At 71.2% G+C, this 23,042-nt stretch carries 20 protein-coding genes; 9 read left to right on the top strand and 11 right to left on the bottom strand.

The window, feature by feature from the left end:
* Positions 1 to 108: 108 nt before the first annotated feature.
* Genes rhaS through RH864_RS11910 form a run of 4 tightly spaced genes read right to left on the bottom strand, consistent with a single transcriptional unit; the run spans position 109 to position 4,906 of the window.
* A complete protein-coding gene (gene rhaS, locus RH864_RS11925; protein WP_310517780.1) occupies positions 109 to 1,173 on the bottom strand; it encodes a rhamnose ABC transporter substrate-binding protein in 1,065 nt (354 codons plus the stop codon).
* Positions 1,174 to 1,213: 40 nt separating this feature from the next.
* On the bottom strand, positions 1,214 to 2,335 hold the full coding sequence (locus tag RH864_RS11920) for an ABC transporter permease (protein ID WP_310517779.1): 1,122 nt from the start codon (positions 2,333 to 2,335) through the stop codon (positions 1,214 to 1,216).
* Positions 2,328 to 3,377: an ABC transporter permease gene (locus RH864_RS11915; RefSeq protein WP_310517778.1), complete on the bottom strand. Its 1,050-nt coding sequence runs from the start codon at positions 3,375 to 3,377 to the stop codon at positions 2,328 to 2,330. Before RH864_RS11915 ends, RH864_RS11920 begins: the two co-directional genes overlap by 8 nt.
* A complete protein-coding gene (locus RH864_RS11910; RefSeq protein WP_310517777.1) occupies positions 3,374 to 4,906 on the bottom strand; it encodes a sugar ABC transporter ATP-binding protein in 1,533 nt (510 codons plus the stop codon). The genes RH864_RS11915 and RH864_RS11910 overlap by 4 nt, the downstream gene beginning before the upstream one ends.
* Positions 4,907 to 5,275: 369 nt before the next feature.
* Here RH864_RS11910 and RH864_RS11905 point away from each other — a divergent pair, with 369 nt between their 5' ends.
* Both RH864_RS11905 and gdhA read left to right on the top strand, forming a co-directional pair.
* Entirely contained in the window at positions 5,276 to 6,286 is a 1,011-nt protein-coding gene (locus tag RH864_RS11905; protein ID WP_310517776.1) for a LacI family DNA-binding transcriptional regulator, read from the top strand.
* A 98-nt stretch (positions 6,287 to 6,384) separates the two neighbouring features.
* Positions 6,385 to 7,746, top strand: a complete 1,362-nt coding sequence (gene gdhA / locus RH864_RS11900) for an NADP-specific glutamate dehydrogenase (RefSeq protein ID WP_310517775.1) — start codon at positions 6,385 to 6,387, stop codon at positions 7,744 to 7,746.
* Positions 7,747 to 7,789: 43 nt separating this feature from the next.
* Here the strand turns inward: gdhA and RH864_RS11895 are convergent, their stop codons facing one another.
* The gene (locus tag RH864_RS11895) at positions 7,790 to 9,160 is read right to left on the bottom strand and encodes an MFS transporter (protein ID WP_310517774.1); all 1,371 of its coding nucleotides are present in this window, start codon (positions 9,158 to 9,160) and stop codon (positions 7,790 to 7,792) included.
* A 5-nt stretch (positions 9,161 to 9,165) separates the two neighbouring features.
* A complete protein-coding gene (locus RH864_RS11890) occupies positions 9,166 to 9,636 on the bottom strand; it encodes a MarR family winged helix-turn-helix transcriptional regulator (RefSeq protein ID WP_310517773.1) in 471 nt (156 codons plus the stop codon).
* 123 nt (positions 9,637 to 9,759) lie between these two features.
* Between RH864_RS11890 and RH864_RS11885 the strand changes: the two genes are divergently transcribed.
* From RH864_RS11885 to RH864_RS11865, 5 genes are all read left to right on the top strand, one after another.
* On the top strand, positions 9,760 to 10,608 hold the full coding sequence (locus RH864_RS11885) for an alpha/beta hydrolase (protein ID WP_310517772.1): 849 nt from the start codon (positions 9,760 to 9,762) through the stop codon (positions 10,606 to 10,608).
* Positions 10,609 to 10,771: 163 nt separating this feature from the next.
* Complete coding sequence (locus RH864_RS11880) at positions 10,772 to 11,821, top strand: lipoate--protein ligase family protein (protein WP_310517771.1); 1,050 nt, start codon at positions 10,772 to 10,774, stop codon at positions 11,819 to 11,821.
* A gap of 250 nt (positions 11,822 to 12,071) precedes the next feature.
* Positions 12,072 to 12,389 carry a hypothetical protein gene (locus RH864_RS11875; RefSeq protein ID WP_310517770.1) on the top strand — a complete coding sequence of 106 codons (318 nt, stop codon included), beginning with the start codon at positions 12,072 to 12,074 and terminating at the stop codon, positions 12,387 to 12,389.
* A 158-nt stretch (positions 12,390 to 12,547) separates the two neighbouring features.
* Positions 12,548 to 12,895: a hypothetical protein gene (locus tag RH864_RS11870; RefSeq protein WP_310517769.1), complete on the top strand. Its 348-nt coding sequence runs from the start codon at positions 12,548 to 12,550 to the stop codon at positions 12,893 to 12,895.
* A gap of 56 nt (positions 12,896 to 12,951) precedes the next feature.
* Positions 12,952 to 13,896, top strand: a complete 945-nt coding sequence (locus RH864_RS11865; RefSeq protein WP_310517768.1) for a DNA-methyltransferase — start codon at positions 12,952 to 12,954, stop codon at positions 13,894 to 13,896.
* 135 nt (positions 13,897 to 14,031) lie between these two features.
* Here the strand turns inward: RH864_RS11865 and RH864_RS11860 are convergent, their stop codons facing one another.
* From RH864_RS11860 to RH864_RS11840, 5 genes are all read right to left on the bottom strand, one after another.
* Entirely contained in the window at positions 14,032 to 15,045 is a 1,014-nt protein-coding gene (locus RH864_RS11860) for a LacI family DNA-binding transcriptional regulator (RefSeq protein ID WP_310517767.1), read from the bottom strand.
* A 148-nt stretch (positions 15,046 to 15,193) separates the two neighbouring features.
* Positions 15,194 to 16,687, bottom strand: coding sequence for a GH1 family beta-glucosidase (locus RH864_RS11855; RefSeq protein WP_310517766.1), 1,494 nt, complete (start codon positions 16,685 to 16,687; stop codon positions 15,194 to 15,196).
* Positions 16,688 to 16,689: 2 nt separating this feature from the next.
* On the bottom strand, positions 16,690 to 17,637 hold the full coding sequence (locus RH864_RS11850) for a carbohydrate ABC transporter permease (protein WP_310517765.1): 948 nt from the start codon (positions 17,635 to 17,637) through the stop codon (positions 16,690 to 16,692).
* Positions 17,634 to 18,737, bottom strand: coding sequence for a carbohydrate ABC transporter permease (locus RH864_RS11845; RefSeq protein WP_310517764.1), 1,104 nt, complete (start codon positions 18,735 to 18,737; stop codon positions 17,634 to 17,636). The genes RH864_RS11850 and RH864_RS11845 overlap by 4 nt, the downstream gene beginning before the upstream one ends.
* Before the next feature lie 141 nt (positions 18,738 to 18,878).
* On the bottom strand, positions 18,879 to 20,180 hold the full coding sequence (locus tag RH864_RS11840; RefSeq protein ID WP_310517763.1) for an ABC transporter substrate-binding protein: 1,302 nt from the start codon (positions 20,178 to 20,180) through the stop codon (positions 18,879 to 18,881).
* A gap of 432 nt (positions 20,181 to 20,612) precedes the next feature.
* Between RH864_RS11840 and RH864_RS11835 the strand changes: the two genes are divergently transcribed.
* Together RH864_RS11835 and RH864_RS11830 are read left to right on the top strand one after the other, a co-directional pair.
* Positions 20,613 to 21,431, top strand: coding sequence for a M15 family metallopeptidase (locus RH864_RS11835; RefSeq protein WP_310517762.1), 819 nt, complete (start codon positions 20,613 to 20,615; stop codon positions 21,429 to 21,431).
* Position 21,432: 1 nt separating this feature from the next.
* Positions 21,433 to 22,950: an MFS transporter gene (locus RH864_RS11830; protein ID WP_310517761.1), complete on the top strand. Its 1,518-nt coding sequence runs from the start codon at positions 21,433 to 21,435 to the stop codon at positions 22,948 to 22,950.
* Positions 22,951 to 23,042: the final 92 nt, after the last annotated feature.

The raw sequence follows: 23,042 nt of genomic DNA, 5'->3' as shown, positions 1-23,042 counted from the left end.
GCGTTCGGTGCCCGGGCGTGCGGCACGCGTTCGCAGCTGGGGCGCGCGCAAGACCGCGGATGCCCCGGGCACGAGCCCGGGGCATCCGCTGTGATGACGAGTGAGGACTTAGAAGTCGTAGTCGTCGATGTTGTCCGCGTTGAAGACCGTCGGCGGGCCGACGATGATGATGCCGTCCGCGCCGACCTCGCGCTCGCCGAGCTCGCCGGCCTCGAAGGTGTCACCCTCGGCGCCCGTGATGGTGCCGTCGGCCAGCGCCTTGCCCGCGAAGGCCGAGACGTAGCCGAGCTGGGCCGGGTCCCAGAGCGCGAACTCGGTGACCGTGCCGTCCTTGACGAACGGGCGCATCTCGTTCGGCAGGCCGAGGCCCGTCAGCGCGACCTTGCCCTTGTACTCCGACGTCGACAGGTACCGAGCCGTCGCGGCGATGCCGACCGTCGTGGGCGAGATGATGCCCTTCAGGTTCGGGTACGCCTGCATGAGGCCCTGGGCCTCCTGGAACGACTTGGTGTCGTCGTCGTCGCCGTAGACCTTCGCGACGAGCTCGATGTCCGCGTAGTCGGGGTTTTCGGCCAGCTCCTCCTCGATGTACTTGATCCACTCGTTCTGATTGGTCGCGTTCGCCGTCGCCGACAGGATCGCGATCTCGCCCGCGCCGCCGATCTGCTCGGCGATCAGCTCGACCTGGATGAGCGCGACGTCCTTCGCGACCACCTGGCTGACGAACACGTCGCGGCAGTCGGGGTTCGTGTCGGAGTCGAACGCCACGATCTTCGCACCGCCCGTACGGGCCTCCTCGAGTGCCGAGCAGACCGCGTCGGGGTCGTTCGCGGCGATCACGATGACGTTGGTGCCGGCCTGCGTCTCCGCGTTGATGAACGAGACCTGGCTCGATGCGCTCGCGTCGAGCGGGCCGACGACCTCGCTCGACGCGAAGCCGGCCGCCTCCGCGCCCTCCTCGCCGCCGCCGAGCACGACGTCGGTGTACGGGTTGTTCAGCTGCTTGGGGATGAACGTGATGGTCTGGTCGCCGTCCGTACCCGAACCGCCACCCTCTCCGCCGCCACCGTTGTCGCTCGCGCAGCCGGTCATGACCAGTGCGGCCGAGGCGGCGACGGCGACCAGTGCTGCGAGTCGCCGTCCCTTTCCGGCCCGATTGCGAATCAACTCCATTGTTTTCCCTTTCATTGGGCGCCCGGTGCCAGGCGCACGCTCATCCCGCGGAGGTTGCCCGGGGGAGTTCTCGTCTCACACGCCGATCGTGTCGCCACCTGGCGATCGCGGCGAAGATGCTCGGCGCGACGACCGAGGCGATCAGCAGCGAGCCGGTGACGATGATCAGCACGACGTCGGACACGCGTCCGAGCCGGAGGGCGTAGTTGATGACGCCGATGATCAGCACGCCCGCGACGACGCCCGGGATCGAACCCTTGCCGCCGAAGATCGAGACGCCGCCGAGCAGCACGGCCGCGATGACCGCGAGCTCGAGCCCGCTGGCATTGTCGGAGCGGGCGCTCGAGTAGCGGAGCGTCCAGTAGATGCCCGCGAGCGCCGAGACCGCGCCCGAGCTCACGTACAGCCAGAACTTCGCGCGCGACACGTGGATGCCGACGAAGCGCGCCGCCTCCTTGCTGAAGCCGAGGGCGTAGAGGCCCCGGCCGAACGGCGTGAAGTGCAGCAGCACACCGAAGAACAGGATCACGATGACGACGCCGATCATGACCGTCGGAATGCCCGTGCTCCCGATCTTCGAAGTGAAGAACGCGGTCAGCTCGGGCGGGAAGTTCGCGACCGCGTTGTCGCCGATGACGACGAGCGCGAGCCCGCGGAACAGCGCGAGCGTACCGATCGTGACGGCGAGGGAGGGGAGCCCCAGCACCGCCACGAGGAATCCGTTGAACGCGCCCGCGACGACGCCCGCGACCAGGCTGACCAGGAGCGCGAGCTCGATGCCGACGCCGGCCTGCCAGAGCACGCCGAGCAGCGCGCTCGTGAGCCCTGCGATGCTCGCGACCGACAGGTCGATCTCGCCGGTGATGATGATGAGCGTCATCGGCATGGCGATGAGCAGGACCGGGATCACGTCGAGCAGCAGGAAGCCGGTCGTGACCGGCGAGGCGAAACGCGGGATGAAGACCATCGCGAGCACGATCGCCGCGATCAGCACGTAGATCATGGCGGCGTCGCGGCCGAGCAGGAGCCGTCGCCACCCCGTGCGGCCGTGGATCTCCGCCTCGATGATGCCGGCGCTGGTGGTGCCGGTGCCGGGCGTGCCGGTGCCGGCCGTGCCGGAGCCGGGCGTCCGGGTGGGGGCGGTCTTCACGGGGTCAGACATCTCGGGCCTCACTGATACGGAGCTTCTTCGCTGTGCGAAGGCTTGCGATGCGATCGATGACGATGGCGGCGATGATCAGCACGCCGACGATGGCCTGCTGCCAGAACTTGTCCACGCGCAGGGCGGTCAGGGCACTCGTGATGGTCGTCAGCAGCAGCGCGCCGATGGCGGCGCCGTAGACCGACCCGCTGCCGCCGAAGATCGCGACGCCGCCGACCACCGCGGCGGCGACGACGTCGAGCTCCATGCCGTTGCCCGTGGTCGCGCCGACCGAGTTGAAGCGCGACGCGTAGAGCACGCCCGCGAGGCCGGCGAGCACGCCGTTCGCGAGGAAGGCGAGGAACACGCGCTTGGTGACGGGGATGCCGAAGACCCGCGCGGCCTCGGGGTCCGAGCCGATCGCGTACAGGTCGCGGCCCGAGCGGGTGCCCGAGAGCACGATGCCGATGACGACGACCACCGCGATCGCGAGGAGCGTGATGATCGGGAACCCGAGGATCGTGTCGACCGACAGCGCGCCGAACGCGTCGGGGCGGTCGTCCGCGAAGTACTGGGTGCCGCCCGCCCACGCATTGTTGATGCCGCGGTAGATGTACAGCGTGCCGAGGGTGATCACCAGCGCGGGCACGCCCGCGAGGGTCACGAGCAGGCCGTTGATCGCGCCGAGCAGCGCGCCGAGCGCGATCCCGGCGAGGAATACGACCGGGATCGGGATGCCCTCGACGTTCGCGAACAGCGAGCCGGTCATGAACGCGACGAGGCCCAGGATGGAGCCGACCGACAGGTCGACGTTGCGCGTGATGATCACGATCGCCTGGCCCGCGGCCAGGATGATCATGATCGTCGCGTTCAGCAGCAGGTCCTTCGTGCCCTGCGGGCTCAGGAACAGCGGGTTCGCGGCGTACGTGACGACGACGAGGATGATGAGCGCGAGCGCGACCGGCAGCTCGCGGGCGCGGAGCACGGTGCCCAGCGGCGAGGTCCGCGTGCGCGGGCCGCTCGCGGCGGCCGGGCGCTCCGGCTTCAGATCGGTCGAGCTCACTTGGCTTCCTCCAGTACCGCGGTCGCGGCGTGCATCACGTTCTCGGGCGTCGCGTCGGCGCGCGGGATCACGGCCGTGACCCGGCCCTCGTGCATGACGACGACGCGATCGGCCATGCCGAGGACCTCGGGCAGCTCGGACGAGATCATGAGGATCGCGATGCCGCGCCCCGCCAGGTCGGAGAGCAGCCGGTGCACCTCGGACTTGGTGCCGACGTCGATGCCGCGCGTGGGCTCGTCGACGATCAGCAGCTTCGGCTCGGTCGCGAGCCATTTCGCGAGCACGACCTTCTGCTGGTTCCCGCCCGAGAGCGTGGAGACCGCGTAGTCGGCCGAGCCCGTCTTCACGCGCAGTCGCTTCGACCATTCGTCGGCGGCCCGCTGCTCGCGGCGCCCGTTGATCAGCCCGAATTTGGCGAGCGAGTTCCGCAGCGTCAGTGCCACGTTGCGGGTGACCGAGAGGTCCATGACGAGGCCCTGCTTGCGGCGGTCCTCGGGAACGAACCCGATCCCTGCGTCGATCGCGGCCTGCGGGTTGCCCGGCTTGAGCGGGCGCCCGCCGAGCTCGACCGTTCCGCGGTCGTAGGGGTCGATGCCGAAGACCGCCCGGGCGACCTCGGTGCGGCCGGCGCCCACGAGGCCGGCGAGGCCCACGATCTCCCCGGCGCGGACCTCGAGGTCGACGCCCGAGAACACGCCCGCACGGCTGAGGTCGCGAACGCTCAGCACGACCTCGCCGATCTCGGCCGGCTCCTTCGGGAACAGCTGCGCGATGTCACGGCCGACCATCTCGCGCACGATCTGCTCGACCGTCGCGCTCGCCGTGTCGTGCGTGGAGATGTAGCGGCCGTCGCGCATGACGGTGATGCGGTCGGTGAGCGCGAAGACCTCGTCGAACCGGTGCGAGATGAAGAGGATGCCGGCGCCGCGGTCGCGGAGGCTCCGGGCGACGGCGAACAGGCGGTCGACCTCGACGCCCGAGAGCGCCGCGGTCGGCTCGTCCATGATGAGGACCTTGGCGTCGAGCGAGATCGCCTTCGCGATCTCGATGATCTGCTGGTCGGCGATCGAGAGGCCCTCGGCGATGCGGTCGGGGTCGATCGGCACGCCGAGCTGGTCGAAGAGCTCGGTTGCGCGCTTGCGCATCGTGGCGCGGCTGATGAGCCCGGCGCGCCCGCGCGGCTGGCGGCCGATGAAGATGTTCTCGGCGACCGTGAGGTCGGGGAAGAGCGTCGGCTCCTGGTAGATGACCGAGATGCCGGCGGCCTTGCTGTCGGCGACCGAGCGGAACTCGACCGGCTCGCCGCCGACCGTGAACACGCCGGCGTCGGGGTGGTGCAGGCCGGCGAGGATCTTCACCAGCGTCGACTTGCCGGCACCGTTCTCGCCGACGAGCGCGTGGATCTCGCCGGCACGCAGTTCGATCGTGCCGTCGGCGAGTGCGACGACGGGCCCGAAGGTCTTCGCCGCCCCGGTGAGGGAGAGCACCACGCGGGGTGGCTCGGTGCCGGTCGGGGACTCGGGCGTCATCGGGGCAGCCTCCACGTCGAGGGGAATGAATCGTTTCAGCTGAATGCTACGACCGGAACTGGCGTGCGTCAAGCCGAAGCCCGGCCGAGCTGATCACGATCTCGGCACGGTTCGAAATGCACCGCCGTCGAGCGCGGCGCATGCGGCCCCTGAGGATGACTCGGGGGAGCCTTGCTCCCAATTCGGCCGCGGTGGTAGATTCCTCTGAATCGTTTCATAGCGAGGCGTTCGACCGACGACGCTCGGACGCCACCGACCCACGGGCCGCCGATCTCACGGGGCTTGGTAGAGTCCGATCCGGGCTGATGTGCCGCGGTGCCCGCGGGCGCAGACCGATTGTCGAAGGCCGACACAGAAAAGGGGTGCCGCGTGGTCGTGAGCGTGCGCGACGTCGCGGCAGCGGCGTCGGTCTCGGTCGGCACCGTCTCGAACGTGCTGAACCGGCCGGACAAGGTCGCCCCGGCGACCGTCGAGCGCGTGCTCGCGGCGATCGAGGAGCTCGGGTTCGTCCGCAACGACGCCGCCCGCCAGCTCCGCGCCGGCCGCAGCCGCTCGATCGGCCTCGTCGTGCTCGACGTGCGCAACCCGTTCTTCACCGACGTCGCGCGCGGCGCAGAAGACCGCGCGGCCGAAGACGGGTACACCGTCCTCCTCGGCAACACCGACGACAACGCCGACCGTGAGGCGGCCTACGTCGACCTGTTCGAAGAGCAGCGGGTGCGCGGCGTGCTCATCTCGCCCATGACCGACGACCCCGCGCGGCTGGAACGCCTGCGCGATCGCGGCACGCCCGTCGTGCTGGTCGACCGCGAGGCGGGCGACCGCGTCTTCTCGTCGGTCGCGGTCGACGACGTCGTGGGCGGCGCGGTCGCCGTCCGGCACCTGCTCGGAACGGGCCGGCGCCGCATCGCGTTCGTCGGCGGGCCACGGAGCATCCGTCAGGTCACCGACCGTCTCGAAGGCGCGCGACGCGCGGTCGCCGAGGTGCCGGATGCCTCGCTCGAGGTGATCGAGACCGATTCGCTGACCGTGCTGCAGGGGCGCGCGGCGGGCGAGCTCATTCGCGAGCGCGAGCCGGCCGAGCGCCCCGACGCGATCTTCGCCGCCAATGACCTGCTCGCGATGGGCGTGCTGCAGGCGCTCATGATGCTCGGCACAGTCCGCGTCCCCGACGACATCGCGCTCATCGGCTACGACGACATCGACTTCGCGCGCGCGGCCGTGGTGCCGTTGTCGTCGGTGCGGCAGCCCGCGGCGCTCATCGGCTACACAGCCGTCGATCTGCTGCTGAAGGAGGCCGCGGGCGGCGACGAGGTCGAGCGCGAGCAGATCGTGTTCCAGCCCGAGCTGGTCGTCCGCGAGTCCACGCGCGCGCGGTAGCGGCCGCGGCGTCACACACCCGCGTCGCTGGGTAAAGTGGGACTTTCGCGCGCGCTGCGGCCGGTTTCGCCGCGCCGCGTCCAGAAAGGAAGGCACGCGTGGCACAGAACCACTCGGCGATCGAGCATGTCTACGAGCAGGTCCTCGCCCGGAATCCGGGCGAGTCCGAGTTCCATCAGGCGGTGCGGGAGGTCTTCGACTCGCTCGATCGCGTGCTCGAACGCAACCCGCACTACGTGCAGGCGTCGATCCTCGAGCGGCTCTGCGAGCCCGAACGGCAGATCATCTTCCGGGTGCCGTGGGTCGACGACGCGGGCCGCGTGAACATCAACCGCGGGTTCCGCGTCCAGTTCAACTCGGCGCTCGGGCCGTACAAGGGCGGGCTGCGGTTCCACCCGAGCGTGCTGCTCGGAACCGTGAAGTTCCTCGGATTCGAGCAGATCTTCAAGAATGCGCTCACGGGCATGCCGATCGGCGGCGGCAAGGGCGGCAGCGACTTCGACCCCAAGGGCAAGTCCGACGGCGAGATCATGCGGTTCTGCCAGTCGTTCATGCTCGAGGCGCACCGGCACCTCGGCGAGTACACCGACGTGCCCGCGGGCGACATCGGCGTCGGGGCGCGCGAGATCGGCTACCTCTTCGGCCAGTACAAGCGCATGACGAACCGGTACGAGTCGGGCGTGCTCACGGGCAAGGGCCTCACCTGGGGCGGGTCGCTCGTGCGCACGGAGGCCACGGGCTACGGCACCGTCTTCTTCACGCAGCACATGCTCGAGACGCGCGGCCGGTCGTTCGACGGCGCGCAGGTGCTCGTCTCGGGCGCGGGCAACGTCGCGATCTACGCGATCGAGAAGGTGCAGGAGCTCGGCGGCCGCGTGGTCGGTGTCTCCAACTCGGCCGGGGCGGTGCACGACCCCGACGGCATCGACCTCGACCTGCTCCGCGACGTCAAGGAGCGCCGCCGCGAGAGCGTCTCGGTCTACGCCGAGGAGCGTGGCGGCCGGGCGACGTTCCGGCCCGGGGCATCCGTCTGGGAGATCGCGAGCAGCGAGCGCATCGACGTCGCGCTGCCGTGCGCGACGCAGAACGAGCTGACCGACGCGCACGCGCGCGGGCTCGTCGAGAGCGGCGTGGTCGCGATCGCCGAGGGCGCGAACATGCCGACCACGCCCGACGCGATCCGCGTCTTCCGCGACGCGGGCGTGCTCTTCGGCCCGGGCAAGGCCGCGAACGCGGGCGGCGTCGCGACCAGCGCGCTCGAGATGCAGCAGAACGCGTCGCGCGACTCGTGGACCTTCGAGCACACCGAGGCGCGGCTCGCCGAGATCATGGCCGGCATCCATGAGCGCACGATCACGACGGCCGAGGAGTACGGCGCGCCCGGCGACTACGTCGTCGGCGCGAACATCGCGGGCTTCACGCGCGTCGCCGACGCGATGCTCGCGCTCGGCGTCATCTGACGCATCGCCGGCGCTCCCTACTCGACCAACGGAGCGCGGGCGTTCAGCGCCCGGTGACGGATGCCTCGGGCGGCACACTCGGCACTGACGCGGTGCTCGGAGCCGACGACTCGTCGGCCACGACCGCCACCGACCTCGTCGGCACGATCGCGATCGCCGCGGTCGGCGCGTCGGTGAAGCTCACCGACGGCGCCCAGCGTCGCTCGGGGTGCCGCCCGACCCGCATGCCGCGCGCCATGACGAGCCACACGAGGCCGATGACGGCGGCCACGCCGGCGGCGATCGCCGCGATGCCGAGGCCCCAGCGCGGGCCCCATTCGTTCGCGACGGCGCCGATGATCGGCGCACCGATCGGCATGCCGCCGGCGAGGATGGCCATGTAGATCGCCATCACCCGCCCGCGCAGCAGCGGCTCGGTCGTGGTCTGCACGTAGCCGTTCGCGGTCGTGAGGATGGTCACCGCGCCGAACCCGATCAGCACCGTCGACGCGGCGAACAGCCAGTACGTCGGCATGAGCGCCGCGGTGAGCGCCGCGACCCCGAAGAACGCCGTGGCGAGGATGATGACGCGCATGCGAGCCCGCTCACGGCGAGCCGCGAGCAGCGCGCCGGTCAACGAGCCGATGGCGATGATGGAGTTCAGCACGCCGTAGTCGCCCGCACCGCGGCCGAACTCGACGGCCATGGTCGAGCTGAAGATCGGGAAGTTCATGCCGAAGGCGCCGATCAGGAAGACCATGGCGAACACGACCACGAGGTCGGGGCGGCTCCAGGCGTACCGGAAGCCCGCGACGAACGCCCCACGCTGCTGCGGCGCGCGACTCATCCGCCTGAGCGGCCGGCGGAGCAGCAGGACGAGCGCGGCCAGCACCGCGAGGAAGGTCGCCGCGTTGATGATGAACACCCAGCCCGAGCCGACCACCACGATCAGCAGGCCCGCGACCGCGGGCCCGATCATGCGTGCCGTGTTGAACGACGCCGAGTTCAGCGCGACCGCGTTCGACATGTCCGCGCCCGAGACGAGATCGGACACGAAGGTCTGGCGCGCGGGGTTGTCGATGGCGTTCACCACGCCGAGCAGCGCCGCGAAGATGTACAGGTGCCACAGCTCGGCGTGGCCGAGCAGCAGGAGCAGGCCGAGCGCGAGCCCGAGCAGCATGAGCGACGTCTGCGTGACCATGAGGATCTTGCGCCGGTCGAACCGGTCGGCGATGAGTCCCGTGAGGGGCACCAGGAGCAGCTGCGGGGCGAACTGGAGCGCGACGGTGATGCCGACCGCGAGCGCGTCGTTGTCGCTGAGCTCGGTGAGCACGACCCAGTTCTGAGCGGTGGCCTGCATCCACGCGCCCACGTTCGAGACGAGCGCGCCGATGAACCAGATGCGGTAGTCGACATGGGCGAGAGAGCGGAACATGTTCGTCACTGGTCGGCGAGCCTCCCGAGGATCGTGGTGGCCTTGGCGAGCGTCTCTCGTTCGTCAGGGCTGAGGGCGGAGAAGCGCTTGGCGATCCAGGCGTCGCGGCGACGCCGGGTCTCGCGGACGATCGCGGCGCCGGCCTCGGTCGTGCGGAGCAGCACCTTCCGGCCGTCGTCGGGCGAGCCCTCGCGGGTCACATAGCCCGCGTCGACGAGCCGGTTCACCGTGCGGTTCATGGAGGGCGGGGTCACGCGTTCGAGCTCGGCGATGCGGCCGAGCGTGATGGGGCCCTCGCTCGCGATCCAGCCGAGTGCCGCGAGCTGGGTCGCGCTGATGTCGGTGTCGGCGCGCTCCTGGCGGAGCCGCCTGGCGACCCGCATGACGGCGAGGCGCAGCTCGGTGCTCTGCTCGGCGAGCGTCGGGCGGCGCGTGCGCAGGGGCGCGGTCGCGGGCGCGGTCATGGTGTCGGACATACCCTTAGCCTAACTAATGAGCGCCGCTAATCATTCCCCGGCTCTCCGATCGGCCCCTCGTCGGTCGAGTAGCGCCCGAGGAACGAGGGCGCGTATCGAGACCCGGACCGGCAGAATGTGCGCATGGCGACCTTCACCGACCCGCACGGCGTGCGCATCCACTACTCGTCGTGGCGGGTGCCCGAGCCCACGGCGGTGGTGCAGCTGGTCCACGGGGTCGGTGAGCACATCGGACGGTACGGGCGAGTGATCGACGCGCTCAACGCCGCCGGGTACTCGGTCTGGGCCGATGACCATCGCGGCCACGGGCAGACCGGGTTCGAGCAGCACGGCGGCGACCTCACGCGCATCGGCCGACTCGGTCCGGGCGGGCTCCGGGCCGCGATCGCGGCGGTCGAGCAGTTCACCGGCATCGTCAGGGCGGCCGAGGGCGACGAGATCCCGCTCGTGCTGCTGGGGCACTCATGGGGGTCGCTCATGGCGCAGATCATCGTGAACCGCCACGCCGACCGATACGACGGGGTCGTGCTGACCGGCACGGCCTACCGCACGGTCCGGCACATGGACGCCGGCGACCTCAACCGCCGGCACCGGCACCTCGGATCGACCGGCGTGGAGTGGCTGAGCCGCGACCCGTCGGTCGCCGCGGAGTTCGCGGCCGACCCGTACACGACCCCGGAGCGGTTGCAGCGGCTGTTCGGCCTCGCCGACGCGGCCCGGCTGGTCGGTCGGCCGGCCCGGGGGCTCCCGGCCGAGCTGCCGCTGCTCATCATGGTCGGCTCCGACGACACGCTCGGCGGCGAGGAGAGCGCGCGCCGGCTCGCGGAGGCGTACGTCCGCCGTTCCGGACTCGTTGACGTCGAGGTGATCGTCTACCCGGGCGCGCGCCACGAGGTCTTCAACGAGACGAACCAGGAGGAGGTCCGTGCCGACCTCGTCGCCTGGCTCGACGCCCGCTTCGCGGTCGACTGACCCGCTCGCTCCAGGCAATCCCCGTCGAACGGTCGCATATGGCGGCTGTCGCGCGCTCGGACCCGCCATCTGTGACCGCTCGAGTGGCCCAACCGATGGCGCACGACGAGACCGGGTGCGCGGCTCGGGGCACGAGACATCCGCTCGCCGTAGGCTGTCCGTCATGCACGGCGAGTACAAGGTTCCCGGTGGCAAGCTCGTGGTCGTCGACTTCGACGTGGTCGACGATCGTCTCAGCAACCCGCGCGTCGCGGGCGACTTCTTCCTCGAGCCCGACGAGGCGCTCGACGACCTGAACCGCGCGCTCGACGGCCTGCCCGCGGCGTCCGACGCCAAGCAGATCGCCGCGGCGATCACGGCGGGGCTGCGCGAGGGCACCGTCATGCTCGGGTTCTCGGCCGAGGCCGTCGCGGTCGCCGTGCGCCGGGCGCTCACGAACGCACGCGCCTGGTCGGACTACGAGTGGGAGCTCGTGCACGACGCCGCCGTGCCGCCGCGACTGCACCTCGCGCTCGACGAGGTCCTGGCGACGCGCGTCGGCGAGGGTCGACGCAAGCCCACGCTGCGCATCTGGGAATGGGACGAGTCGGCGGTCGTCATCGGCTCGTTCCAGTCCGTCAAGAACGAGGTCGACCCCGAGGGCGCCGAGCGGTACGGCTTCGACGTCGTGCGCCGCATCTCGGGCGGCGGCGCGATGATGATGGAGCGGGGCAACGTCGTCACGTATTCGCTGTATGTGCCGGCCGAGCTCGTGCAGGGTATGAGCTTCGCCGACTCCTACGCGTACCTCGACGACTGGGTGCTGCAGGGGCTGCGCGCGCTCGGCGTCGAGGCGACCTACCAGCCGCTGAACGACATCGCGAGCCCGCTCGGCAAGATCGGCGGCGCCGCGCAGAAGCGGCTCGGCTCGGGCGGCGTGCTGCACCACGTCACCATGGCGTACGACCTCGACAACGAGAAGATGCTGCAGGTGCTCCGCATCGGGCGCGAGAAGCTCAGCGATAAGGGCATCGCGAGCGCCGCGAAGCGGGTCGACCCGCTGCGTTCGCAGACGGGCCTCAGCCGGGCCGCGATCATCGAGAGCCTCAAGCAGACGTTCACGTCGCTGTACGGCGCGGTGCCCGGCGCCGTCACCGCCGACGAGCTCGCCGAGGCCGAGCAGCTGGTGGAGACGAAGTTCTCGACCCGCGAATGGCTCCAGCGGGTGCCCTGACCCGCCCGTTGGTCGAGGAGCGCGACGGGTCTCGATACGCGTCCTCCTTCGTCGGGCGCTACTCGCCGGCCCCCGTTGGTCGAGTAGCGAGCGAGGCACGAGCACGCGTATCGAGACCCCGGCCGATGCCCGCTCGGTTCGGGCCGCGCGGCTCGATGCGCTCGCTACCCAACCAGCGGGATGCCGGCGTTCACCGGGTGTTCGGGTGGATGCTGAGGAACGGTCAGGCGGGCTTCGTTAGACTCGCCAGGTGGAGTGGTGGATCTGGGCGTTGATCGCGGTCGCGGTGATCGCCGTCGGCTGGGTGGCGCAGCGCGCCGGCTGGATCGACCTCACCGACAAGACCAAGCGCGGCGGTACCGCCGGCGGCGTGCTCATGATCGGCGACGAGGTGTTCGCGCCGCGCAAGTACGAGGCGCAGGTCGAGGCCGACCGGCAGAGCCGGCTGCCCGCGCCCGCGCCGCTGCCGGGCGACGGTGACAAGGGCATCGCGTTCGCGTCGTCCGACGCCGACGCCGACGATCCCGACCGCTTCCGCGGCCGCATCCGCCTCGACGTCGAACGCTGACCCGCCCCGCGCCGCGAGAACGCGCCGCGCAGACCGCGCCGTGCGCACGCGAAGCGCAGCGGACCCAGAGCCTCCCGAAAGAATATTAGGATCCTCATGGCAGATCGCCGCGAGGGAAGGGAAGCATCATGAGGCACATCACGCGAGGCATCGGTGTCATGGGCGTCGCCGTCGGGTTGGCACTGAGTGGCGCGGTCGCCGCCAACGCCGCCGACGCCGCCGAGGGGGCCACCGCGGTGACTGTCCAGGCGAACACGTGCCAATCGAGCCTGACGACGACCGAGCGCAGCGACGGGTTCGTCGAGTATCACGTGACGGCCAGTTGCCTGCACCTCGAACTTCGCGTGCAGGCTCGCGCGGTCACGACGTTCGAGAGCGCCGACGGGGTCCGGCGTGAGGTCGCCACCCCCTGGATCACCCACGCGCCGGGCTCGGCAGAGGCACGCATCGTCACCCAGGACGAGGCCATCGACACCCGCATCGAGTATCGGCGCAGCCCGGCCTGAGGCCGCGACGGCGCGGGGAGCGATGCGCCCGCTCCCCGCGCTGGCAGACTGGGCGCGTGGCGCTCGACGGACCGGACCGCATCATCCACGCGGACAACCTCGACGTGCTGCCGACCCTGCCGGACGGCGCGTTCACGCTCGTCTACCTCGACCCGCCATTCAACACCGGGCGCCCGCAGACGAGACAGTCGGTGCGGCACGTGCGCCTCGACGGGCCGGATGCCTCAGCCGAGGCATCCGCTCACCCGCGTGCCGCGCCCGCCGGCGCGACCCGCGCCCGCCCGGCGCCGCTCGCCGTCACCGGCTTCGCCGGCAAACGCTACGAGCGCATCCGCGGCGACCTGCTCAGCTACGACGACCGGTTCGACGACTACTGGGGATTCCTCGAGCCGCGGCTGACCGAGGCGTGGCGGCTGCTCGCCGACGACGGCACGCTGTACCTGCACCTCGACTACCGCGAGGCGCACTATGCGAAGGTGCTGCTCGATGCGCTGTTCGGGCGCGAGTGCTTCCTCAACGAGATCATCTGGGCGTACGACTACGGCGGGAAGAGCCGCAGCCGATGGCCCGCGAAGCACGACACGATCCTCGTGTACGTGAAGGATCCCGAGCGGTTCTGGTTCGACTCCGCCGCGGTCGACCGCGAGCCCTACATGGCCCCCGGGCTCGTCACGCCCGAGAAGGCCGAGCTCGGCAAGCTGCCCACCGACGTGTGGTGGCACACCATCGTGTCGCCGACCGGGCGGGAGAAGACCGGCTACCCGACGCAGAAGCCCGAGGGCGTGCTGCGCCGCATCGTGCAGGCCTCGAGCCGGCCGGGGGACTGGGTGCTCGACTTCTTCGCGGGGTCGGGCACGACTGGCGCCGTCGCCGCGGCGCTCGAGCGCCGCTTCGTGCTCGTGGATCGGAACCCCGAGGCGATCGAGGTCATGCGCGCCCGGTTCGCGGCCCTCCCGGACGTATGCTTCGAGCCCGCGCCCCCCGGCGAGGCATCCGCCTGAGCCCACGCGTGCGTGGTGGGACCGAGCCCGCGCGCGCATGGTGGCCCCGAGCCCCGCGTGAGTGGCACTCCAACACACTTTCGGCGCGCGCGAGGCTCGCCCGGCAGAGGCGGAGCGAAGCGGGGCGCGGCGCGGCTACGCCGTCGCGCGGACCACGAGCTCGGTCGGGAGGATGGTCTCGGACTCGACGGCCTGGCCCTCGATGAGCTTCACGAGCTTGGTCGCCATCTCGGTGCCCATCTGCGACGACGGCTGGCGCACGGTCGTGAGGGCCGGAACCGTCGTCGCGGCGTACCGGTCGTCGTCGAACCCCACGACCGCGACGTCGTCGGGCACGCGTCGCCCGGCCTCGGCCAGCGCGAGCAGCGCACCCATCGCCATCTGGTCGTTGGCCGCGAACAGGCCGTCGATCGCGGAGTCGCGCTCGAGCAGCCGGCGCATCGCCGCGGCGCCCGAGGCGGCGGTGAAGTCACCGGCCTCCACCAGGTCGGTCGCGAGACCGGCGTCCTCGAGCGACGTGCGCCAGCCGCGCAGCCGGTCGACGCCGGGCGGCATGTCCTGCGGGCCGGCGATCGTCGCGATGCGCCGAGCCCCGCGCTCCACGAGGTGCCGCGTGCCGAGCGCGGCGCCGTGCTCGTTGTCGACGTCGACCGTGTACCCGCTCGACTCGGCCACGTCGAGCGGCCGGCCGCCGAACACCAGCGGCAGCGAGCCGCTGAGCTGCGCATACGAGTGGTCGCCGGTGTGGTGCGAGACGACGAGCGCGCCGTCGACGTTGCCGCCGAGCAGGTATCGGCGGGTCTTCCCCGGGTCGACCTCGGACTCGATGAGCATGGTGAGCGTGTAGTCGGTCGAGGCGATCGCGAGCGCGATGCCCTGCACGATCGAGGCGAAGAACGGGTCGTCGAAGACCTTCGCGGCGGACTCGGGCACGATGAGCGCGATCGACTGCGTTCGCCGGCTCGCGAGCGAGCGCGCGGCGCGGTTCGGCACGTAGTTCAGGTCGGCGATCGCTGCCTGCACGCTCGCGACGACGTCGGGGCTGACCTTCGGCGAGCCGTTCACGACGCGCGACACGGTCGCCCGCGAGACGCCTGCGCGCGCGGCCACCATCTCGAGCGTGGGCGCGCCGCCGGTGGCTCCGATCATCGCGTCCCCTCTCCACGCGCGGGCCGGGCCCGCTTGCCTCCAAGATAGCGGCGTGTCGCCGACGCCTCGGACCCGGACCCGTCCGGCGAGTGATGCCGATCCGCACCGAGTGTGACCCGAAAGCGTGCACACTGGCGCGGGATCGGTATCACTCGACGCTAGCCGCGGGCGGCGCCGGCGCGGCCGCGGCGACGGTCTTCGCCTGCGCGATCAGCGCCGCGTAGGCGAGCGCGCTGTCCTTCGGGATGCGCGCCATGGTGTCGCGCTCGACGCGCACGATGCCGAACCGCTTCTCGTATCCCCACGCCCACTCGAAGTTGTCGAGCAGCGACCACACGAAATACCCGCGCACGTCGGCGCCGGCGTCGATCGCGCGGCCGACGGCCGCGATGTGGTCGAGCAGGTACTGCGTGCGGTCGTCGTCGTGCACGCGCCCGTCGTCGGCGACCTCGTCGTCGTACGCCGCACCGTTCTCGGTCACGTACAGCGGCGGGAGCGCCGGGTATTCGCGGCCGAGCCGCACGAGCAGCTCCTCGAGCCCGCGCGGGTTCACCTCCCAGTCCATGGCGGTCCGCGGCAGCCCGCGGCTCGGCTGCGTGACCCACTCGCTGCCGGGGAACGGCGATCGACCGGGCTTGTCCGTGGGCCGCAGCGACGGCACCGCGTCGGCCGGCAGCGGCCGCCCCGACACGTTGTCGTCGTGGTAGTGGTTCACGCCGAGGAAGTCGATCGGCGCGGCGATGAGCTCGAGGTCGCCCGGCTCGATGCGTTCGTCGAGCCCGAATCCGCGCACGTCCTCGAGCAGGTCGACCGGGTACGCGCCCACCACGAGCGGCTCGAGGAACATCCGGTTCCAGAGCGCGTCGATGCGCCGCGCGGCCTCGACATCCGCCGGGTCGGCCGGGTCGTCCGGCACCGCGTTGGTGAGGTTCAGCGTGATGCCCAGGCGGATGTCCCGGCCCGCGCTCTGCGCGCGCGAGCGCAGTCGCCGCACCGTGAGGCCGTGCGCCAGGTGCTGGTGGTGCACGGCGGCGAGGCCCGCGGCCGGTTCGTTCAGACCGGGCGCGTGCTCGCCGCCGACGTAGCCGATCAGCGACGAGCACAGCGGCTCGTTGAACGTCGTCCAGTGCGTGACCCGGTCGCCGAGTGCGTCGTAGACGGCCTCGGCGTACTCGACGAACCGGTATGCGGTGTCGCGGCTCGCCCAGCCGCCGCGCTCCTGGATCGCCTGCGGCAGGTCCCAGTGGTAGAGCGTGAGCCACGGCAGGATGCCGGCGCCGAGCAGCTCGTCGACGAGTCGTGAGTAGAAGTCGAGGCCCTCGCGATTGACCGACCGCCCGCCGGGGATGACGCGAGCCCAGCTCGTCGAGAACCGGTACGAGTCGAGGCCCAGCGACCGCATGAGCGCGACGTCCTCGGGCATCCGGTGGTAGTGGTCGACGCCCTCGGCGGGCGTGTCGCCGTTCGCGATCGCGTTCGGCACCCGGGCGAACGCATCCCAGATCGAGTCCTCGCGCCCGCCCTCGCGGGCGGCGCCCTCGATCTGCTGCGCGGCGGTCGCCGAGCCCCAGATGAAGTCGGCGCCGAAGGCGCTCGGGGGCACGGCCGCGGGCGGGACGGGGGCGGGGGTGAGGTGGTGCATGGTCAACCCTTCACGGCTCCTTGCATGATTCCGGAGATGAGCTGCTTGCCGGCCACGATGAACAGCACGAGCAGCGGGATGGTGGCGAGCACGGCGCCCGTCAGCACGATCGAGTAGTCGACGTAGTAGCCGGACTGCAGCTGGCTGAGCGCGGTCTGCAGTGTCGGGTTCTGCGGGCTCAGCACGATGAGCGGCCACAGGAAGTCGGTCCACGCCATCATGAACGTGAACAGGCCGAGGATCGCCATCGCGGGCCGGGCCGCGGGCAGCGCGACGTTCAGGAACGTGCGGATCTGGTTCGCCCCGTCGACGCGCGCGGCCTCGATGAGCTCGTCGGGGATCACGTCGACGAGGTACTGCCGCATGAAGAACACGCCGAACGCGGTCACGAGCGTCGGCACGATGACCGCGCCGAGCTCACCCGTCCAGCCGAGCTCCTTCATGACCATGAACAGCGGGATGATGCCGAGCTGCGTCGGGATCGCCATGGTCGCGATCACGAACACCATGAGCCCGTCGCGGCCGCGGAAGCGCAGCTTCGCGAACGCGTAGCCCGCGAGCGTCGAGAACGTCACGACCGAGATCGTGATCACGGTCGACACGATGATCGAGTTGCCGAGCGCGAGCCAGAACGGGATCGCGTCGAACACCTTCGCCGCATTGGCGAGGAAGTTGCCGCCCGGGACGAGCGGCAGCGTCTCGCCGCGCGTCGCGTTCGTGCCGCTGCCGACGACGAACGACCACCACAGCGGGTAGGCGCCGCCGATCACGAACGCGGCGAGCAGGCCGTAGGTGAGGAACCCGGGTCGTGAGCCGAGGCCCGCGTCGCCCTGACGGCTGCGGCGCCGCAGCGGGCGGTCGCCGGTGACGGATGCCTCGGGCTGCGGCCGTTCCGGCGCGACGAGGTCGACCCGCTCCGCGGGGATCGGCTCGGGGGTGGCGGTCGTCATCGGTTCGCCCCTTCGATCGTGATCGAGCGCGTGGTGGCCTCGGCCGAGGCATCCGTCCGCCCAGAGGCATCCGTCTCGTGCGAGGCATCCGCTCGCCCTCGTCGCCGCCTGCGCGACGCGCCCGTGTTCGCGATGCGTCGCGAGACGACGAAGTTGATGAGGCCGAAGGCCACGATGAGCAGGAACAGCAACCAGGCGACGGCGGATGCCTCGCCGAAGTCCCTGCGGAAGAACGCGAGCTCCCACATGTAGAGGACCGTGGTCTGGAACTGCCGGTCGCTGCCGCCGATGCCGCCCGCGTTCGACACGTCGAACAGGCGCGGCTCGGTGAAGATCTGCAGGCCGCCGATCGTCGAGGTGATGATGACGAAGATGAGCGTCGGCCGGATCGAGGGGATCGTGATCGAGAAGAACCGGCGCACCGCGCCCGCGCCGTCGATCGCGGCGGACTCGTAGAGGTCCTTCGGCACGGCCTGCATGGCGGCGAGCAGGATGAGCGCGTTGTAGCCCGTCCAGCGCCAGTTGACCATGCTCGCGATGGCGAGGTGCGACAGGAACGTGTCGTGCTTCCAGGCCTGGTCGGGGATGCCGATGAGGTTCAGCAGGTTGTTGGCCAGGCCGTCGGCCTCGTTGAACACGCTCGAGAAGATCAGGGCCGCGGCGACGGGCGTGACGACGTAAGGGAGCAGCACGCTCATGCGCCAGATGGTCGGCGAGCGCAGGCCGCGATCGAGCAGGGCCGCGATGAGCAGGGCCATCGCCAGCTGCGGGATCGCCGACAGCAGGAAGATGCTGATCGTGTTGCGGATCGAGTTCCAGAAGAACGCGTCGCCCAGCACCTCGGTGAAGTTGCCGAGGCCGACGAACTCGCCCTGGCCCTTCAGCAGATCCCACTCGAACATCGACACGACGAACGTGTAGATGAGCGGGAACAGCCCGACGAGCGCGAACAGCAGGAAGAAGGGCGAGACGTAGAGGTACGGGCTCGCCTTCACGTCGAAGCGGCTGAGGCGCTGGCGGAGGGTGAGGCGGGCCGGGGCGGCGGGCCGTGAGGCGCGAGGCACATCGTCGCGCGTCGGCGGCTGCAGCGTGGCGGTCATCTGATGGTCCTTTCCGAACCCGCGCTGGTCGAGTAGCGCGCGAGGAACGAGCACGCGTATCGAGACCCGGTGACCGAGTCCTCGAGACCGGCTCACCGGGTCTCGATACGCTCGCTGGCGCTCGCTACTCGACCAACGGGATCAGCCGACGAGCTCGTTCAGGAGCGAGAGCGCCTCGTCCCACGCCTGCTGCACGGTGACCTCACCGCGGTCGAGCTTCTGCAGTGGCGGGCCGAACACGTTCTCCTGGATGACCGAGTCGTCCGGTCCCTTGAACTGGGCGACGATGCCCTGGGCGCGCTCGGCGAGGATCGCGCCGGTCGGCGCGCCGTTGAAGAACTCGTTCGGCGTCGCCTCGGCCGCGAGGGTCTCCTGCGCCTCGACCGTGCTGGGGAAGTTGCCGGCCGCGGCCGACTGCTTCACCTGCTGCTCGGGCTGCGTGAGCCAGTCGGCGAGCTTCGCCGCCTCCTCCTGGTGCTCGGATGACTCGGGGACGGACAGGAACGCACCGCCCCAGTTGCCCGCGCCGCCGGGGAACACGTCGGCGAAGTCCCAGCCGGTCGCGGCATCGCCGCCGCCCGCCTCGACCTGGCCCTGCACCACGCCGAGCATCCAGCCCGGGCAGACGAAGGTCGCGAACGTGCCGTCGACGAACGACTTGCCGCCGTTCCAGTCCCACGCGGTCTGCGCGGCCGACAGGCCGTCGTCGACCGCGGCGCCGAGCAGTTCGAAGTTGGACTGCAGCTCGGCGTTGCCCTCGACGTTCAGGTCGCCATCGGAGGTGTAGTAGCCCTCGGGCATCTGGTTGACCATCGCGTTCCAGACGAAGCCCGAGTGGTCGAACCAGGCCTTGCCGGTCGTCTGCTGGTACTGGCGGCCGACGTCGAAGAAGTGCGCCCAGTCGCCCTCGAGCAGGGCCGCGACCTCGGCGCGGTCGGTCGGCAGGCCGGCCGCCGCGAGCGCGGGGCCGTTGTAGCAGATGCCCTCGGGGCCGATGTCGGTGCCGTAGCCGATGATCCGGCCGTCGGCGTCGGTGGCCTGCTCGACCTTCCAGTCGACCCAGTCGGACTCGCGGTCCTCGATCCCGTGGTCGCGGAGGTCGACGAACTGGTCGGAGACCTCCATGATCGCGCCGAGCCAGCCCTCCTCGATGGCGACGACGTCGCTGAGACCCGAGCCCGCGGCGATCTTGGTGAAGGCGTCGGTCCGGGCGTTGCCGCCCGTGTCGATGTTCGTGGCCTCGATGGTGATGCCGGGGTTGAGCTCCTCGTACTCGGCGTAGAGGTCGTCGTAGCCGAAGGTGCCGAACGTGGTCACGGTGAGGGTGAGCTCGCCGTCCTCGGCCGCGCTGTCGCCGCCGCCGGCACAGGCCGTGGCGACGAGGGCGATGGTGGCCGCGCCGGCGATGGCGGCTGCGGCGCGGATGGGTCGTGAGCGTTTCACGGTCACTCCTTTGTGTGGGCGTGGGATGTGTGCGTCGGGTGGTGCAGTGGATGCGCAGGCACGCCGAAGGACCTGCGCGCCAGGGCAGAAGAGTCGCGGAAGCGCTCGGTGAGAGCGCTCTCACGAACTTGAGACGAGACTCTACGATCGCGCCCGGGCTTTGTCAAGAGAGCGCTCTCACGCCCTGGTTTCATCCCCGCCACCGCCCGCTCAATCCCTGCTCAGGAAGATCTCGCCGCCGCGCCGCGCCGCGCCGCGCGCCGCGCGGCGTGTCGCGCACGGATTCCTGAGCAAGGAAACGAGGAGGCCGCAGCCGCACGGGCGGGCGCCGCGCACGCACACGGGCGCCGCGCACCTGGGCGGGCCCGCCCAGCCGAACGGGCGCCGCGCGCGGGCGGGTCGCCGGCGATCGGCCCCGAGTAGACTTCAGCGGTGTCGACCGAGCCTGAGCAACGCGCCATCGAGCTGAGCCGGCGACGCATGCGCGTCGCTATCCCGGCGATCGTCGCGCTGCTCGGTGTCGCGGCGATCGTGGTCGGCGCGGTCTCGGGCGGCGGCGCCGGTGCCGAGCCCGCCGGCCCCGAGGCATCCGCCCCGCCCCCAGGCCCCGAGGCGCCCGCCCCGCGACCCGCGCCCGCCGAGGCCCCGGCGCCCGCGAGCGTCGACACGTTCGACCGCGCCGCGCACTCGCTCGACGACCCGGCGAGCATCTGGGTCGTCGTCAACAAGCTCCGCCCGCTGAACCCCATGGACTACGTGCCCGATGACCTCGTCGACGTGCCGGTGCCGCACACCTGGGATCCGCTGCTGCGCCAGGCGGCCAGCGACGCCATCGTCGCGATGTTCGACGCGGCCGCGAACGAGGCCGGGCTCTCGCTCGCCTCGAACAGTGCCTACCGTTCGTACTCGGCGCAGGAGAGCGTCTACAGCGGCGACGACCTCTCGACCGCACGTCCGGGGTTCAGCGAGCACCAGACCGGACTCACGATGGACATCGGCCCGGAGTCGGGGGAGTGCTCGCTGAACGCGTGCTTCGGCGAGACCGCCGAGGGCATCTGGCTGCGCGACAACGCGTACCGGTTCGGGTTCATCCTGCGCTACCCCGCGGACAAGACGCCCGTGACGGGTTACGAGTACGAGCCCTGGCACTTCAGGTTCGTCGGCGGCGACCTCGCGGGCGAGATGCACCGCACGGGCGTGACGACCCTCGAAGAGTTCTTCGGCCTGCCCGCCGCGCCCGAATACGAGTGACATGAGCGAGCCGCGCCGACACGATCCGGTCGAGGGGATGCCTCGCCGCGGGCTCTCGCTCGCGATCCTGATCGGCAACCAGCTGCTCGCGGGCATCGGCGTCGCGTCGGGCATCGCGGTCGCCGCGCTGCTCGCGCAGGAGCTGACCGGCACGGTGATCCTCGCGGGACTCAGCCAGACCTCCTCGGTGCTCGGCGCGGGGCTCGTGGCGATCCCGCTCGCGCGGCTCGCCGTCGCCCGGGGCCGGCATGTCGCGCTCGCGACGGGCTACGCGCTCGCGGCCGTCGGCGCCGGGCTCGTCATCACGGCGGCCGTCACCGCGTTCGTGCCGCTCGTGTTCCTCGGGCTCGCCGCGTTCGGGGCGGGATCGGCGGCCGGGCTGCAGGCCCGCTTCGCGGCCACCGAGGTCGCGAGCGCCGGCTTCGAGGCGCGCGCCATGTCGCTCGTGCTGTGGGCGACCACGCTCGGCTCGGTCGCCGGGCCGAACCTGTCGGAGTTCGGCGACGCACTCGGCCGGTCGCTCGGCCTGCCGCCGCTGGTCGGGCCGTTCCTGCTGTCGGGTGCGGCGTTCGCCGTCTCGACCCTGCTGGTCGCCTCACTGCTCCGGATGCCTCGACCGGGCGAGCTCGCGGCCGAGCAGCCGGCCGCGGCCGGGGTCGCATCCGACGCCGGACTCGACGCCCCGGATGGCGCCGCGCGCGGTCTCGCACGCGGCGACGCGAACGACGGCGACGCCCCACGACTCCGCGCGGAAGCCGGCGGTCCGGTCGCGGCGAGGGCCGGCGCGGAACCGAACATGACGCCGAACGAGCTCACGCCTGCGGCCGGCGTCGCGCCCGAGGCATCCGACCCGCCCGCTGCGCCCGCCGCCCGACCGATCGGATCGTGGCGCGCGCTCGCGATCGCGGTTCGCGAGCCGCGCGCGCTGCTCGCGCTCGCCGCCGTCGTGTGCTCGCACACGGTCATGGTGGCCGTCATGGTCATGACGCCCGTGCACATGCACGCGCACGGGCTTTCGCTGGGGCTCGTGGGGCTCGTGATCTCGATCCACATCCTCGGCATGTACGGCGCGAGCCCGCTCGTCGGCTGGCTCGTCGACCGGCTCGGCGCGATCGGCGTGATCGGAGCGGGCGCGGTCGTGCTGCTCTCGGCCACGCTCCTCGGCATGCTCGCGCCGCCCGACGACATGCTGCTCATCCCGCTCGCGCTCGGGCTGCTCGGCCTCGGCTGGTCGGCGGGCATGATCGGCGGATCGGCGCTGCTGACGACGTCCGTCGGCCGCGACCTGCGGGTGCCGCTGCAGGGCGCATCGGATGCCTCGATGAACTTCGCCGCCGCGCTGGCCGCCGCCTTCTCGGGCCTGGTGCTCGAGCTCGGCGGCTTCGCCGCGGTGAACGTCGTGGCCGCGCTCGTCCTCGTGCCGCTCGTGCTCGCGGGCGCGCGGGTGCTGCTGGGGCGCGACCGCGCCCGCGCCCGCGACCGCGCCCGCACCCGCATGCCCGACCGCGCCGACGCCTGAACACGCCGCGCCGAACGGTCGCGGATGGTGGGTGCGCCGGGATGTGACCCGCCATATGCGACCGTTCGGCAGGGTCACGGGGTGGTTCGGAT

Source organism: Agromyces aerolatus (genome assembly GCF_031432255.1).
Taxonomy (GTDB): domain Bacteria; phylum Actinomycetota; class Actinomycetes; order Actinomycetales; family Microbacteriaceae; genus Agromyces.
Note: the sequence above shows the minus strand (reverse complement) of the source record. Positions and strands in the feature narration are given on the sequence as shown.

Bases quoted from the DNA above. Each gene is read 5' to 3' on its own strand.
- RH864_RS11830 (WP_310517761.1), top strand. From the start codon at position 21,433: ATGAGCGAGCCGCGCCGACACGATCCGGTCGAGGGGATGCCTCGCCGC.
- RH864_RS11885 (WP_310517772.1), top strand. From the start codon at position 9,760: ATGGCGACCTTCACCGACCCGCACGGCGTGCGCATCCACTACTCGTCG.
- RH864_RS11850 (WP_310517765.1), bottom strand. From the start codon at position 17,637: ATGACGACCGCCACCCCCGAGCCGATCCCCGCGGAGCGGGTCGACCTC.
- RH864_RS11855 (WP_310517766.1), bottom strand. From the start codon at position 16,687: ATGCACCACCTCACCCCCGCCCCCGTCCCGCCCGCGGCCGTGCCCCCG.
- RH864_RS11895 (WP_310517774.1), bottom strand. From the start codon at position 9,160: ATGTTCCGCTCTCTCGCCCATGTCGACTACCGCATCTGGTTCATCGGC.
- RH864_RS11870 (WP_310517769.1), top strand. From the start codon at position 12,548: ATGGGCGTCGCCGTCGGGTTGGCACTGAGTGGCGCGGTCGCCGCCAAC.
- RH864_RS11880 (WP_310517771.1), top strand. From the start codon at position 10,772: ATGCACGGCGAGTACAAGGTTCCCGGTGGCAAGCTCGTGGTCGTCGAC.
- rhaS (WP_310517780.1), bottom strand. From the start codon at position 1,173: ATGGAGTTGATTCGCAATCGGGCCGGAAAGGGACGGCGACTCGCAGCA.
- RH864_RS11860 (WP_310517767.1), bottom strand. From the start codon at position 15,045: ATGATCGGAGCCACCGGCGGCGCGCCCACGCTCGAGATGGTGGCCGCG.
- RH864_RS11845 (WP_310517764.1), bottom strand. From the start codon at position 18,737: ATGACCGCCACGCTGCAGCCGCCGACGCGCGACGATGTGCCTCGCGCC.
- RH864_RS11920 (WP_310517779.1), bottom strand. From the start codon at position 2,335: ATGTCTGACCCCGTGAAGACCGCCCCCACCCGGACGCCCGGCTCCGGC.
- RH864_RS11890 (WP_310517773.1), bottom strand. From the start codon at position 9,636: ATGTCCGACACCATGACCGCGCCCGCGACCGCGCCCCTGCGCACGCGC.
- RH864_RS11910 (WP_310517777.1), bottom strand. From the start codon at position 4,906: ATGACGCCCGAGTCCCCGACCGGCACCGAGCCACCCCGCGTGGTGCTC.